At 73.0% G+C, this 14,107-nt stretch carries 14 protein-coding genes; 10 read left to right on the top strand and 4 right to left on the bottom strand.

Going from position 1 to position 14,107, the window contains the following annotated elements; all coding sequences use genetic code 11:
• The first annotated feature begins 42 nt into the window (after positions 1-42).
• From ACFEMC_RS01610 to ACFEMC_RS01640, 7 genes are all read left to right on the top strand, one after another.
• Entirely contained in the window at positions 43-909 is an 867-nt protein-coding gene (locus ACFEMC_RS01610) for a phosphotransferase (protein WP_380172950.1), read from the top strand.
• Between the two features lie 33 nt (positions 910-942).
• Complete coding sequence (locus ACFEMC_RS01615) at positions 943-1,701, top strand: FadR/GntR family transcriptional regulator (protein ID WP_380172952.1); 759 nt, start codon at positions 943-945, stop codon at positions 1,699-1,701.
• 81 nt (positions 1,702-1,782) lie between these two features.
• A complete protein-coding gene (locus ACFEMC_RS01620; RefSeq protein ID WP_380172955.1) occupies positions 1,783-2,595 on the top strand; it encodes a sugar phosphate isomerase/epimerase family protein in 813 nt (270 codons plus the stop codon).
• 124 nt (positions 2,596-2,719) lie between these two features.
• The gene (locus tag ACFEMC_RS01625; RefSeq protein ID WP_380172957.1) at positions 2,720-4,084 is read left to right on the top strand and encodes an MFS transporter; all 1,365 of its coding nucleotides are present in this window, start codon (positions 2,720-2,722) and stop codon (positions 4,082-4,084) included.
• Between the two features lie 24 nt (positions 4,085-4,108).
• On the top strand, positions 4,109-5,002 hold the full coding sequence (locus tag ACFEMC_RS01630; protein WP_380172959.1) for a phosphogluconate dehydrogenase C-terminal domain-containing protein: 894 nt from the start codon (positions 4,109-4,111) through the stop codon (positions 5,000-5,002).
• Positions 5,003-5,061: 59 nt separating this feature from the next.
• Entirely contained in the window at positions 5,062-6,678 is a 1,617-nt protein-coding gene (locus ACFEMC_RS01635; protein WP_380172961.1) for a peptide chain release factor 3, read from the top strand.
• A gap of 73 nt (positions 6,679-6,751) precedes the next feature.
• Positions 6,752-8,158, top strand: coding sequence for an insulinase family protein (locus tag ACFEMC_RS01640; protein ID WP_380172963.1), 1,407 nt, complete (start codon positions 6,752-6,754; stop codon positions 8,156-8,158).
• 22 nt (positions 8,159-8,180) lie between these two features.
• Here ACFEMC_RS01640 and ACFEMC_RS01645 read toward each other — a convergent pair whose 3' ends face one another.
• Positions 8,181-10,397, bottom strand: a complete 2,217-nt coding sequence (locus tag ACFEMC_RS01645) for a TerD family protein (RefSeq protein WP_380172965.1) — start codon at positions 10,395-10,397, stop codon at positions 8,181-8,183.
• Positions 10,398-10,467: 70 nt separating this feature from the next.
• Positions 10,468-11,244, bottom strand: coding sequence for an AraC family transcriptional regulator (locus ACFEMC_RS01650; protein ID WP_380172967.1), 777 nt, complete (start codon positions 11,242-11,244; stop codon positions 10,468-10,470).
• 50 nt (positions 11,245-11,294) lie between these two features.
• Between ACFEMC_RS01650 and ACFEMC_RS01655 the strand changes: the two genes are divergently transcribed.
• Genes ACFEMC_RS01655 through ACFEMC_RS01665 form a run of 3 tightly spaced genes read left to right on the top strand, consistent with a single transcriptional unit; the run spans position 11,295 to position 12,681 of the window.
• On the top strand, positions 11,295-11,714 hold the full coding sequence (locus ACFEMC_RS01655; protein ID WP_380172972.1) for a DUF2000 family protein: 420 nt from the start codon (positions 11,295-11,297) through the stop codon (positions 11,712-11,714).
• Between the two features lie 20 nt (positions 11,715-11,734).
• Entirely contained in the window at positions 11,735-12,091 is a 357-nt protein-coding gene (locus ACFEMC_RS01660; RefSeq protein ID WP_380172974.1) for an STAS domain-containing protein, read from the top strand.
• Complete coding sequence (locus ACFEMC_RS01665) at positions 12,088-12,681, top strand: DUF1684 domain-containing protein (RefSeq protein WP_380172976.1); 594 nt, start codon at positions 12,088-12,090, stop codon at positions 12,679-12,681. The genes ACFEMC_RS01660 and ACFEMC_RS01665 overlap by 4 nt, the downstream gene beginning before the upstream one ends.
• 4 nt (positions 12,682-12,685) lie before the next feature.
• Here the strand turns inward: ACFEMC_RS01665 and ACFEMC_RS01670 are convergent, their stop codons facing one another.
• Positions 12,686-13,237, bottom strand: coding sequence for a hypothetical protein (locus tag ACFEMC_RS01670; RefSeq protein ID WP_380172978.1), 552 nt, complete (start codon positions 13,235-13,237; stop codon positions 12,686-12,688).
• A 62-nt stretch (positions 13,238-13,299) separates the two neighbouring features.
• Complete coding sequence (locus ACFEMC_RS01675) at positions 13,300-14,100, bottom strand: exodeoxyribonuclease III (RefSeq protein WP_380172980.1); 801 nt, start codon at positions 14,098-14,100, stop codon at positions 13,300-13,302.
• Positions 14,101-14,107: the final 7 nt, after the last annotated feature.

The following is a 14,107-nucleotide window of genomic DNA, read 5'->3' on the forward strand; positions in this document are numbered from 1 at the left end:
ACGGGTGGACCACGCCCACCGGGCTCAGCGAGCCTGGTGGGCGTGAGCTCGTCCGCAGCCGTCGCGTCCGGCGGCAACCGCGTCCGGTGGGCCGACCTGCCCGCCACCGTCCACACCGCTGTCGCCGAGGTGCTGGGTTCCCCCGTCGTGCACGCCGTCTCGCAGCCCGGAGGTTTCTCGCCCGGGTCGGCCGACCGCGTGGAGACCGCCGCGGGGACCCGCGCCTTCGTCAAGGCCGTCAGCCCGGCGCAGAACGCCGTCAGCCCCGCGATGCACGCCCGCGAGGCGCAGATCGCGGCGCTCCTGCCCCTGGCGATCCCCGCTCCGCGGTTGCTCGGTGCGCGGGAGGTGGCGGACTGGCAGGTGCTCGTCCTGGAGGACGTCCCCGGCCGGCACCCGGCCCTGCCGTGGCGGCGCGAGGAGCTGGACCTCGTCGTCGCGGCGCTCGAGACGCTCGTCGCCGTCGCGACGCCCTGCCCCGTGCCCGGCCTGCCGACCGCCCGGGAGTCCCTCGCCGCCGAGCTGCCCGCCGACGCGCTCGCCCACCTCGACGGCGACTCGCTCGTCCACCTCGACCTGCGGGCCGACAACCTGCTCATCTCCGGCGGCCGGGCCGTCCTGCTCGACTGGCCGCACGCCTGCTCCGGGCCGGCCTGGCTGGACCTGCTCGCGCTGCTGTTCGAGGTCGACCGCCTCGGCGGGGAGGACCTGGCGGAGGAGGTGCTGCGCACGTCGGCCCTGACCCGGGACGTCGACCCGGACGTCCTGACGACCGTGCTGGCCGGGTTCGCCGTCTTCTTCCTGACGCGCGCCGCGGAACCGGACCCGCCCGGGTTGCCCACACTGCGCTCTTTCCAGCGCGCGCAGGGGGAGGCGCTGCAGCACTGGGTCGCCCGTCGTCGCGGCTGATCCGCGGCGGGGTGCGCGTGAGAGGGTGGCCCGGTGCCCGTCTTCCGCGACGACGACTCCCGACGCGTCGACCTGGAGCTGACGGCGCTGCCCCGCGGTTCGGCCGTCTCCGAGGTCGCCCACCGGATGACCTCCCTCATCGCCGACGGCACCTTCGCCCCCGGGACGCGGCTGCCCCCCGAGCGCGCGCTCGCCGAGTCCCTGGGGGTCGGCCGCTCCGCCGTGCGCGAGGCGCTGGCCGCGCTGGAGATCCTCGGGCTCGTCTCGGTGCGTCCCGGCTCCGGCACCTACGTCCGCGACAGCATGTCCGAGCTCCTGCCGACCACGCTGAGCTGGGGGCTCATGCTCTCGGCGGGCCACACCGCCCAGTTGTCCGAGGTGCGCGGGGCGCTGGAGGTGCAGGCCGCCGTGCAGGCCGCCGAACGCATCGAGGACGGCGACCTGGCGCGCTTGCGCGCCCACCTCGAGGTGATGGAGGCGAACACCGGCGACCTGCAGGCCTTCATCGAAGCGGACGCGGCCTTCCACCGTCAGCTGGCCGACGCCGCCGGCAACGACGTGATGGCCCAGCTGCTGCAGACGGTCCGCTCCCTGCTGCGCGTGTGGGTCGAGCGGGGTCTGCAGTCGGCCGAGCAGGCGGGCGAGGCCTGTCGCGAGCACCGCGCGGTCTACGAGGCCGTCGCCGCCCACGACGGCGACGCGGCCCGCAGCGCGATGGTCCGGCACATGCGGACCGCGGGGGACCGGGTCGAGCACACCGAGCCGCGGTCCGGCAGCTCCCTGGCGGTCTGACCCGACGCGCGACCTGTGCCACCATTCCCGGCAACCGGTTGACCAATCAGGGGTCCCGCCGGGTCTGATCCAGGAGGCGTCGTGGCCGTCGGAGTGTCCACCTACGCGTACAGCCACCGGTGGGACAGGGGTGGGCCCACCCCCCTGTCGCTGCTGGAGATGCTGCACCAGAGCGCCGACCTGGGGGCGGCGGTGTTCCAGGTCTGCGACCACCCCGACCTCGAAGCGCTGACGCCCGAGCTCGCGGTCGCGCTGCGTGCCGCCGCAGCCGAACGGGGGCTGGTCCTGGAGACGGGCACGCGCGGGACCGGGGTCGAGCACCTGCGGCGCCACCTCCAGCACGCCCTCGCGCTCGGCGCCCGCACCGTCCGGTCGATGGCCTACGCCGTCGTCGACGGCGTCGACGACCGTCCCTCGCTGCAGGAGAGCGTGGACCGCCTGCGCGAGGTCGTCCCCGAGTACGCGGCCGCCGGGGTGGTCCTCGGGCTGGAGACGTACGAGCAGATCCCCACGACCGACCTGCTGGGGGTCGTCGACGCCGTCGACGACCCCCACCTCGGGATCGTCCTGGACCCGGCGAACTGCGTCGCCGCCCTGGAGCACCCCCGCGACGTCGTGCGCCGGCTCGCCCGCCGCGTCGTCAACGTCCACGTGAAGGACTTCCGGTTCACCCGCCGCGACGGCTGGGCGGGGTTCACGCTCGCGAGCTGCCCACTGGGGGAGGGGCAGCTGGACTACCGGGACCTGCTCGACGTCGTCCAGCCGGACCCGGCACGGGTCCACCAGGTCCTGGAGCACTGGCTGCTGCCCCAGGGGGACGGGGCCGCGACGCGAGCCGTCGAGGCGGAGTGGACCGAGCGCTCCCTGCGCACGCTCGAGGGCCTCCAGGACTGACTTCAGTCAACCGGTTGACCAATCTGCGGTGGAGTGCGACAGTCGTGTCGAGCCGCTGGCGCACCTGAGCGGCGCACTCCCCGCCACCTCGCGTGGCTCCGACCCGTGCAAGGGAGCACGCCCCATGAGCACCCCCACCTCCACCCCCGGAACCGCTCCGGGGGACGGCAGCACGGCGCTGCGCAAGGCCGCCCTGCGACTGATCCCGTTCGTCGCCGTCATGTTCTTCATCAACTACCTCGACCGGACCGCGATCAGCTTCGCCGGGCCGAACGGCATGAACGACGACCTGGCCCTGACCGCCGCCCAGTACGGGTTCGCGGCCGGGATCTTCTTCGTCGGCTACATCGTCCTGGAGATCCCGAGCAACCTCGCCCTGCACCGGTTCGGCGCTCGCAAGTGGCTGGCCCGCATCATGGTCAGCTGGGGAATCGTCGCGGTCCTGTTCACCTGGGTCCAGAACGACACGCAGCTGTACTGGCTGCGGTTCCTGCTCGGGGTCACCGAGGCCGGGTTCTTCCCCGGTGCCATCCTCTTCCTCACGATGTGGTTCCCCCGCGAGTACCGCCGCCGCGCCCTCGCCGGGTTCTACCTGGCCCAGCCGCTGACCACGGTCGTCGGGGCCCCGCTGGCCGGTTTCCTCATGCAGTCCGGGCACGGTGTGTTCGGCCTCGAGGGCTGGCGCTTCATGTTCCTGTGCGTCGGGATCCCCGCGATCGTCCTGGGCGTCGCCTGCTGGTTCTACCTCACTGACCGTCCCGAGGACGCGCGCTGGCTGACCGCCGACGAACGGGCCTGGATGCGCCGGGAACTCGACGCCGAGGCCGGCGAGAACCAGCAGCGCGGCCACGTCTCGGCCCGCCGCATCCTCGGCGAGGGCCGGGTCTGGGCGCTGGCCGTGGCGTACTTCGGCCTCATCTACGGCCTGTACTCGCTCGCGTTCTTCCTGCCCACCATCATCGGGGGTTTCCAGGAGCGCTTCGGCACCACGTTCTCGGTCTTCGAGAAGGGCCTGGTGACGGCCGTGCCGTACGTCCCGGCGGCGCTCGCGCTGTTCCTGTGGTCGCGGCACATCTACCGCAACGGGTTCAAGAGCTGGCACATCGCGCTGCCCACGCTCCTGGCCGGGGTCAGCGTCCCGATCGCGCTGTACATGGGCTCGCCGTTCCTGACCATCCTCGTCATCGCCGTGACGGCCTGCGGCATCTTCATGGCGCTGCCGAACTTCTGGTCGCTGCCGGCGCAGTTCCTCACCGGCGCAGCGGCCGCCGCGGGCATCGCCTTCATCAACACCTTCGGCAACATCGGGGGTTTCTCCGCGCCGTACGTCACCGGCTGGCTCACCGACCTCACCGGGGACGAGAAGCTCGGCCTCTGGCTGACCGGCGGGTTGCTCGTGCTGTCCGCGGGGATCCTCCTCGTGCTCTCCCGTCGCAACGCCGCGGCCTCGAACGCCGACCGCCCGGCGACCCAGACCACCCCCGCCTGATCCCGACCTACCAGGAGCGACGCCATGACCACCACGACCGAGAACCCCACCACCACGAGCGGGTCCACCACACCCGTCCGCATCGCCGTCGTCGGCGCCGGCGGCAAGATGGGGATGCGCGTCTCGCGGAACCTGGCCCGGTCCCGCCACAAGCTGCGCTACGCCGAGGCCTCCCCGGCCGGGATCGAGCGGATGGCCGCCGAGGGCCGCGAGGCGGTGCCCACCGAGCAGGCCGTCGACGGCGCCGACGTCGTCGTCCTCGCCGTGCCGGACACGGTCCTCGGCCCGGTCTCGCAGTCGGTCGTGCCGGCGATGAAGCCCGGTTCGATCCTCGTCACCCTCGACCCGGCGGCCGCGTACGCGAACCTGCTGGCCCAGCGCGAGGACGTCCTGCAGGCCGTGGCCCACCCCTGCCACCCGTCGGTCTTCCTGGAGCGCACGCGCCCCGAGGAGTACGCCGACAACTTCGGCGGCGAGGCCGCGCTGCAGAACGTCGTCGCCGCCTTCGAGCACGACGACCTGGCGAAGCGTGACGTCGCCGAGGACGTCATCCGAATCATGTACGGCCCCGTCGACACCGTGCACTGGGTGACCGTCAAGCAGCTCGCCTACCTCGAGCCGACCCTCGTCGAGACCGTCGCCTGCATGATCGGGTCGCTGCTCAAGGAGGCCCTGCACGAGACCGTCCACACCGTGGGCGTGCCCGAGGAGGCCGCCAAGGCCATGCTCTTCGGGCACGTGCAGATCGCGCTGACCAACACCCTGCGCGGGTCCAACCCGTTCTCCGAGGCGTGCCTGGTCGCGATGGACTACGGCCGCGAGACGATCGTGAAGGACGACTGGAAGAAGATCTTCTCCGACGGCGAGCTCGACCACGTCATCACCCGGATGCTCAAGCTCGACGGCATCCAGCGCTGACCCACCACCGTCCTCCCTCGTCGTCGCCCAGCACGGCGGCGACGGGGGAGAATGGGGCCGTGACCACCGTCCCGTCCGACCAGCTGACCGACGTCCCCGCCGAGCAGGTGGCCGCCGAGTCCGCCCGCCGTCGCACCATCGCCGTCATCAGCCACCCGGACGCCGGGAAGTCGACGATGACCGAGGCGCTCGCGCTGCACGCGAAGGCGTTGCGTGAGGCGGGGCACGTCCACGGCAAGGCCGGCCGCGCGGGCGTCGTCACCGACTGGCAGGACATGGAGAAGCAGCGCGGCATCTCCATCAGCTCCGCCGTCCTCCAGCTCGACCACCGGGACACGGTCGTCAACGTGGTGGACACCCCCGGGCACGCCGACTTCTCCGAGGACACCTACCGCGCCCTCACCGCGGTCGACGCCGTGATCATGCTCATCGACGCGGCCCGCGGCATGGAGGTGCAGACCCGCAAGCTCTTCGGCGTCTGCAAGCAGCGCGGGCTGCCCGTCATCACCGTCGTCAACAAGTGGGACCGGCCCGGCCAGGAGGCCCTGGCGCTGCTCGACGAGGTCGAGTCCGTGACGGGTCTGCGCCCCACGCCCGTGACGTGGCCGGTCGGCATCGCGGGTGACTTCCGCGGGCTGCTCGAGCGGTCGACCGGGGGGTACGTGAAGTACACCAAGGCCCCCGGCGGCGCGACCCTCGCGGTCGAGGAGCGCTTCGACGCCGACGGCGCCGAGGCCGTCGAGGGGGACGCCTGGCGGCAGGCCGTCGACGAGCACGAACTGCTCGAGGCGACGGGCGCGGACCACGACGAGGAGGAGTTCCTCGCCTTCCGCACGACGCCGGTGTTCTTCACCGCCGCCGTCGCGAACACCGGCGTCGGGCAGGTCCTCGACGCCCTCGTCGACATCGCCCCCGCCCCGCGCGACCAGCGTGACGTCGCCGGCGACGTCCACCCCGTCACGAGCCGGTTCACCGCGCAGGTGTTCAAGACGCAGACGGGCATGAACCCCGCCCACCGCGACCGCCTCGCGTTCGCGCGCATCCACTCCGGGGTGTTCCACCGCGGCATGACCGTCCGCGACGACCGCAGCGGCCGCCCCATGGTGCTCAAGCACGTGCAGACGGTGTTCGGGTCCGACCGCTCCACCGTCGACATCGCCTGGCCCGGTGACGTCATCGGCCTCGTCAACGCCCGGCACGTCAACGTCGGCGACACGTTGTCCGAGAACGGGCGGACGGCCTACCCGCCGCTGCCGGTGTTCGCCCCGGAGCACTTCCGCACCGTGCGCCCCAAGGACCTCGGGGCGGGCAAGCAGTTCCGCCAGGGGTTGCGCGAACTCGACGCCGAGGGCGTCGTCCGCGTCCTGACGTCCGACTCCCGCGGTGACGGCGAACCCGTGCTGTCGGCCGTCGGCGCCCTGCAGTTCGACGTCGTGCAGTACCGCATGACCCACGAGTTCCGCTCGCCCGTGCTGTTCACGGAACTGCCCTTCACGACGGCGCGCATCATCGAGGCCAAGGACGCGCCGCTGCTGCGCGCGCACCGCGGCTGCGAGGTCGTCCAGAACTCCGAGGGCCGCGTCTTCGCGCTGTTCACCGACGAGTGGCGGGTGCGCAGCTTCGAGCGCGACAACCCGGACGTGCACCTCGAGCAGCTCGTCGCGACCAGCGACTGAGGTCGACCGCGGCCCACTGCGCCGGACGGGTGGTCCCGCCCGGCGCGGGGGTGCGCTGCGGCAGACTGGGACGGTGACGATCGACTACCGCAAGCCAGGGCGCGCCCCGGCCGCCGGCGGTCGGCTCGTCCCGTGCCTGCAGGCGACCTCGTCCGGGACGGCCTACGGCGCCTTGACGTTCCGGGTGGGCACGGCCGACGAGACGGTGCCGACCCGCGGGGTGACCCACCTCGTCGAGCACCTCGTCATGCGGCACGCCCACGTGGTCGACCTGCGCTGCAACGCCTCCGTCGGGCTCGTGCACACGACGTTCTGGGCCGTGGGCCACGAGGACGACGTCGTGGGCTTCCTCCGCCGGGTGGAGGAGGCGCTGCGGGACCTGCCCGTGCGGCACCTGGACTCCGAGCGCGCCCTCATCGCCGTCGAGGAGGAGCACCACCCCGTCACCGTCCCGTCCCCCGTGCAGCACTTCGGCGCGCAGCGCTACGGCGTGGTCGCCTTCGAGCAGCAGCTCGACCACCTCGGGCCGGACCTGCTGCGCGCCTGGGTGCGGGAGCGGTTCACCGCGGCCAACGCCGTGCAGACGCTCGTCGGGGTGGACCGGGGGAGGGGCGCGGTGCGACTGCCCGACGGCCGGTTCCACCCCGAACCGCCCGTACCGGCCGCGTCCGGCGCGCGGCTGCACGTCGACCCGGGCGAGCGCACCGTCTCCCTCACCGCCCTCCTGCCCGCCGGCTGGGCCGTCCCGGTCCTCGCCGCCGTCCTGGACCGGGCGGTCACCAACCGCCTGCGGCACCACGAGCACCTGGCCTACGGCGCCGGCGCGGGCCACCTGCGCATCACCTTCGACACGTCGATGCTGACGATCACGTCCGACTGCGTCCCCGGCCGCGAGGCCGACCTCGTCGCCGCCCTGCTTCACGAACTGCGCCGGCTCGAGGCGGACCTCGACGAGGACACCGTGCTGCGCGCCGTGGGGCGCGTCGTCGACCAGGCGGAGGAGGACGCCGGGTCGACCGGTCTGACCGAGGAGGCGTGGCGGCTCCTGCACGGCCGGGACGTCCCCGCGTCCGTGACGACCCTCCAACGTGACCTCGACGCCCTGACGACGGACGACCTGCGCCACCTCCTGCGCACCGTCCTGACGACGGGTGTGCTGCGGACGCCCGTCCCCGTTCCCGCGCCGCCGGGTTTCGCGGTCGAGGGCCCGACGGCGCCGGAACTCTGGCCCGGCCGGGAGTTCGCCCGCGCGGACGGGGTGTGCGCCACGGTGTCCGCCCGGGGCCTGCAGCTCGGCGAGGTGCAGGTGACGTGGAGTTCCCTCGTCGCCGCGTACGTGAGCGGGGACCTGTGGACCCTCGTGTCGCGGCGGGGGGTCCGGCTGGACCTGCGGCCGGGGGACTTCGGTGCGGAGTTCCTCGGGGAGCTGCGGGACAGGGTGCCCACGGCGGTGCGGATCGACCGGACGACGCCGACGTGAAGAACCCCGGACATCGGCGCCTTCAGTGCGTGAGGGCTTCCTCCTCCTCTTCGACATCCGTTCCGGTAGGGCCCCCATCACCGACGTCGGTGCTCTCTGACCCTTCGTCAGGATCGTCGGTCAGCTTGGGGGCGGGCGGCACCCACGCACGCAGGGGCTGCACGACCGCGGCGTAGAAGCCTTCGAGTCCGTCGGTGACCGAGGGGATGAAAGCGTTCTTGACGCCAGAACGCTTGGTGCCCATCGGGCTGGTCCGCGACAGCGTGAAGGCCGCCACGACGACGTCCCGCTCGGGAATCAACAGTCCCGGTGCGTTCCGGACGTCGCCGAGCCTCTCGCAGGTCGACCCGCTGCGGCCGGTGAAGCTGACGTCCACCAGGACGTCGTCGGGTGCGTCTTTCAGCTGCTTCAGCAACCACGTCACCCGCCGCTGCGGGGTGCCTTCCTGTGGTGCCGGCACACGCACCGAGGAGCGGATCTGGCTGGTCCGCAGGTCGGCGACCACGGACACGGGGCCCGCGGCGCCGGGTACCCGGACGGTGGCCTCGAGTTCTCCGGACGTGACGAGACGAGTGGTCGTCGCAGCGGTCCGCGCCGCGGGGTCGGTGGCGACCTTCCGGGGGAGGACGTGGGCCACCGTCACCCCGAGTTCCGCGGTCAACCTGAGCCGCAATTGGCGGACGAGGCGGATCCACGCTTCGGCGACGGCGGGGACCTTGCGGTCCCCCGCCCGCAGGGTGCCTGCCGAGACGGCTTCTCGGACGGTCACCCATGCGGCACCCATGTCGTCGAACCCCGAAGCGCCCGACCGTGGGTGCTGCAGGTAGCGGATGAGCTCGTGGAGGATCCAGGCCTGCAGGGGATCCGCCACCCCGCGGTGGGTGAGGGTCATCTGCGCCTCGTGCACCACCTCTGCCCAGGAGAGGTGGTGCAGCGACACCTTGCGCAGCTTGCGCTTGTCCACCTCGACGGGATGTTCACCAGCTGCCGGAGGAATGTCGTTGGAGATGGTGATGACGGCGTCGAAACCTTGAACGCGAGCCACGTCGAGGTAGTTCTCGACCTGGTCGCGGCGCAACTGTCCGTCTCCGGTCTTGACCTCGACCAGGCCCGTCCAGGTCTTGCCCGCCCGGGCCACCCGCAGGACGCCGTCCGGGTAGACGCGGGCCTCGGCCAACTCGAACGGGACCTCCAGGTAGGCCTCGACCGCGCCACCGGGGGCACCGAAGTGCGAGACGACCCCGCGGGCAAAACCACGGACCGCCATCATCGTCGCCAGGAGGGCGGACGTGGCCCGCTTCTCCTGCTCGCCCGCGCTGCCGACACCGTAGACGGAGAACAGGCGGGCGGCCTGCCAGGTGTCGGCTCCGGCCAACCGCAGAGCGGGCGGCTTCGGTTGCGAGGGAGCGACCTTGCGGGTCCGGACTCCCGAGCGGGCAGCACGGCCGGAGGTGACCTGCGTTCCCTGAGCGTCGATCTGGACCGTGGTGACCGGCGCCTCGCCGGCGTTGGACCCGACGGTGACGCTGGCCACGACGGTCGCGGCGGGCGTGGTGGTGGTTTCCGAGTCGTCCACGGTCTGCCCGGTGGACGCCGCACCGCTCTCCGCGTCGTCGACCACCTCGACCAGTTCATCGACCCCGGGGTTGCCCTCCGCCAGTCCGTCGTCGAAGGCCCCGAGGTCCGGTGAGACGTCCTCGACGTCCTCGTCGACGGTCACGCCGAAGTCCTGCGCCAATCCGCTCAGCCCGGTGTCCCAGCCCTGTGCCACGCACCGGACCTTCCAGTCGGAACCGCGTCGGTAGATCTCGGCGAAGACGAAGGCGGTCTCGGTGGATGCGTCGGCGATGTCGCAGACCGCCAACACGTCGTTCGTGGCGTCCAGCACCACGAGTCGGAGGTCCACCAGGTCTCCGAAGGTCCCGTCCTCGCGGCTCGCCGCCACCGCGATGACGCCGACGTCGGCGGTCACCTCGTCCAAGTCGATGGACAGCCGCTCCTCGACGGACGTCGCCGAGCGGCTCCGGCCGGAGTGGCTGACGGCACCGTCGGCAGAGGTGGGCTGGTTGTAGAACACGAAGTCGGCGTCCGAGCGGACGCGTCGTGCATCGGTGAGCAGGAGGGCCGAACCGTCGACCTCGGCATCCCCGTCGTCACGCCAGCTGAGGACGACGCGCAGGCGCCGTGCGTCGGGCGGGAGAGTCCGGTTCGCGCCGCGGGGGAGTGACTCGAGTTCCACACCTTCGAGTGTGCACAGTTCCGGCGTCCGGTGCCGTTGTTTCGAGGAACCTCCACTCGACTGGCGCTCCTCAGCCCACGAACCGCCCCGGCGTCGTCCCGAGCACCCGCCGGAAGTGGCGGGTCAGGTGCGGCTGGTCGTGGAAACCCGCGAGCACGGCGGCCTCGGCGGGGCGGTGGCCCGTCAGGAGCAACCGGCGGGCCAGGTCGACCCGGCGGCCGGTGAGGTAGGCGTGCGGCGGCATCCCGACCTCGCGGGTGAACGTGCGGACGAGGTGGGCGCTGGAGACCCCGAACCGGGCGGCGGCGTCGGCCAGCAGCACGCCGTCGACGACGTTCTCGTCGATCAGCGCGCGCAACCGGCGGGCCAGGGGCGCGTCGCGACGCGGGGACGGCGGAGTCCGCAGGACGTGGGCGGCGACGGCGTCGAGCAGCACCGCGGCGCGGGCGTGGACGTCGAGCGGGTCCGCGTCGACGTCCAGACGGGTGTGCAGTTCCCGCACGGCGGCGGTCAGGCGGGGGTCAGGGAGTTCCGGCGCGTCCGCCAGCCGGCCCGCGGCCGTTGCGGGCAGCGCCTCGGGGTCGAGGTACAGGACCCGCTTGCGGAACCCCGTCGCCGTCGCGGCCCGGCCGTCGTGCGGGACGTGCGGGGGCAGCAGCGTCACGAGGCGGCCGGTGTCGTGGGGGCGGCGGTCGAGGTCGTAGTGGACGGCGCCGTCCTCGACGAGCAGCAGCGTCCACGTGTCGTGGGTGTGCAGCGGGTAGGCGTGCTCGACGAACCGGGCCGTCAGCACCTCCGCGATGCCCGGGACGTCCGGCCGGTGGCTGCGCACCCGTTCCGGTCCCACGTCACGAACGTACAAGACCGCTGCACCCGTGCCGGGGGACCGTGGTCCCCGTGACCGACTCCCGTCCCGACACCCGCACCGCCGTCCTCGTCCGCGACGACCTCGCGTCCTGGCAGCGCCTCAACGTGACGGCCTTCCTCCTGAGCGGCGTCACCGCGGCCCACCCGGAGCTGGTCGGCGCCCCGTACGCCGACGCCGACGGCACCGGCTACCTCGCGTTGCTCGGGCAACCCGTCCGGGTCTTCGAGGGCGACGCGGCGACGCTGCGCGCGGCCCGGCAGCGAGCGGTCGCCCGGGGCCTGTCGACGGCCCTGTTCACCGCGGAGATGTTCACGACGGGGGACGACGACGCCAACCGGGCCGTCGTGGCCGCGGTCGCGGGTGCCGACCTCGACGTCGTGGGCCTGGCCGTGCACGGCGCCAAGAACTCCGTCGACAAGGTTCTCAAGGGAGCCCACGCGCATCCCTGACGCTCGGTTACATTCGGGAGGTGACCCCGAGCAACACCTTCACCGGCCAACCCGGGTCGGTGGACGTGCGGCTCGTGGAGGGGGCGAGCACGGTCGTGGTCGTCACCCTGGCCGGCGAGGTCGACGCGTTCCTGGGACCCGAGCTCGAGCGGTGCGTCGACGAGGCGCTCGCGCTGTGCCGGCCCGTCGTCGTGGACGCCGGCGCGGTCACCTTCATGGACTCCACCGGTCTGGGGTTCCTCGCCCGCCTCGCCTCGCGCAGCGGCGAGCGCCGCATCACGGTCCACGGGGCCCCCGAGCACGTGCGCCACCTCGTCCACCGTGCTCGACTGGACGAGATGATCGACCTGCAGACCGCCCCCGGCGCCACCGCGTGACCCGCCTCGACGTCCTCGACTGGCGCCGCCGCGTCACCGACCTCTACGCCGCCGTGCGCGCACTCCCGCCCGAGGAGGGGCACGCCCGCTGGCGTGCCGGCCGCGACGAGCTCTTCGCCCACCACCCCGCCGGTCCGCTGCTGCCCGCCGACCGCGCCGCGTTCACGGGGCTGCCCGTCGCGCCCTACGACCCCGCCCTGCGGTTCGAGGTGCCGGTCGAACCGGCCGAACCCCTGCGCCGCGAGGCCGTCACCGGCACCGACGGCACCGTCGCCTTCGAGCGGATCGGCACGGTGACGCTGCCCGGGGTCGGGACGCTCGACGTGTGGTGGCTCGACCAGTACGGCGGCGGGCTGTTCCTGCCGCTGAAGGACCCGGGCCCCGGCTACGGGGGCGGCCGCTACCTCCTCGACACGGTCAAGGGCGCCGACCTCGGCAGCACCGAGCGCGGACTCGTCGTCGACCTCAACTTCGCCTACCCCCCGAGCTGCGCGTACGACCCGGCGTGGGCGTGCCCGCTGCCGCCGCCCGGCAACGTCGTCGACGTCCCGGTGACGGTCGGCGAGCTCGCCGGGCCTTGGGGCGGTTGACCGTTCAGTCGAACGGGACCGCCTGCGCCGGAACGCGGTCGCGCAGGTCCACGACCCGCGGGGCACGGCCCCGGCGCCAGGCGCCCAGCAGCTGCTCCGTCGCCTCGTCGTCGCCCGCGCAGCGGAACATGCCGAGGGTGTAGATGCGGGCGGCCTCCTCGGCCTGCCGGTGCCAGGAGAACTCCTCGCCCAGCTGCAGGTACACGTCGACGTCCGCGCCGTGGCTGTCGAGGATCTCGTCGGCCAGGACGACGGCTTCGCGCAGGTGCCCGCAGACCAGCAGGGCCGACACGACGTAGCAGCGGGTGTCGGGGGCGACGTGGTCGCCGGTGCCGAGGGCCTCCCGGGCCAGCCGCAGCGACCGTCTCGCGTCGCCCGCGAAGGCGGCGTGCTCGCTGGCCGCCACCAGCAGGCGGCCCCGCGTCACGGAGTCGCCCGGCACCGCGCGCCGGGCCCAGGTCTGCAGCAGGTCGGCGACGGCCCGTTGGCCCCGGGCGTCGTTGGCCGCGCTCAGTTCGACCCGCTCGAGGTCGTCGCAGCTCACAGGTGCTCGCACCGTTCGAACCTAGTGACGCGACTCGTCCCCCGTCGCGCCCGCGGAGCCGGTTCGGGCAGGGTTCACGCGTTCGGCGCAAGCTCCACGATCACGGGTGCGTGGTCGGAGGCACCCTTGCCCTTGCGCTCCTCGCGGTCGATGGTGGCCCCGCTGACGCGCGCCTGCAGCGCGGGGGAGCCCAGCACGAAGTCGATCCGCATCCCCTGGCGCTTGGGGAAGCGCAGCTGCGTGTAGTCCCAGTACGTGAAGGTCCCCGGACCGGGGGCGTAGGGCCGGACGACGTCCGCGAAGCCCGCGTCCACCAGCGAGCGGAACGCCGCCCGCTCCGGCTCGGACACGTGCGTGGCGCCGGCGAAGAAGTCGACGTCCCACACGTCGTCGTCGGTGGGGGCGATGTTGAAGTCCCCGACGAGCGCCACCTGCGCCTGCGGGTCCTGCCCCAGCCAGCCCGCGCCCGCCGAGCGCAACGACTCCAGCCACGCCAGCTTGTAGACGTAGTGCGGGTCCTGCAGCGTGCGGCCGTTCGGCACGTACAGGCTCCACACCCGCACCCCGCCGCAGGTCGCGCCGATCGCGCGGGCCTCCGCGGCCGCCGGTTCACCGAAGTGCGGGACGTCGGGGGAGAACTGCGTGCTGACGTCCTCCAGCCCCACGCGGGAGACGAGGGCGACGCCGTTCCACTGCGACAGGCCGTGGTGGGCGACCTCGTACCCGAGGTCGAGGAACGCCTGCTCGGGGAACTGCTCGTCCTTGCACTTGGTCTCCTGCAGCGCCACGACGTCGACGTCGCTGCGGTCGATCCACGCGAGCACGCGGTCGAGGCGGGCACGGACGGAGTTCACGTTCCAGGTCGCGAGGCGCACGCGCCGG

The organism is Kineococcus sp. DHX-1 (assembly GCF_042473625.1).
Lineage (GTDB): Bacteria > Actinomycetota > Actinomycetes > Actinomycetales > Kineococcaceae > Kineococcus.

Coding starts and splice junctions, on each gene's coding strand:
- ACFEMC_RS01625 (WP_380172957.1), top strand. CDS start 2,720: ATGAGCACCCCCACCTCCACCCCCGGAACCGCTCCGGGGGACGGCAGC.
- ACFEMC_RS01630 (WP_380172959.1), top strand. CDS start 4,109: ATGACCACCACGACCGAGAACCCCACCACCACGAGCGGGTCCACCACA.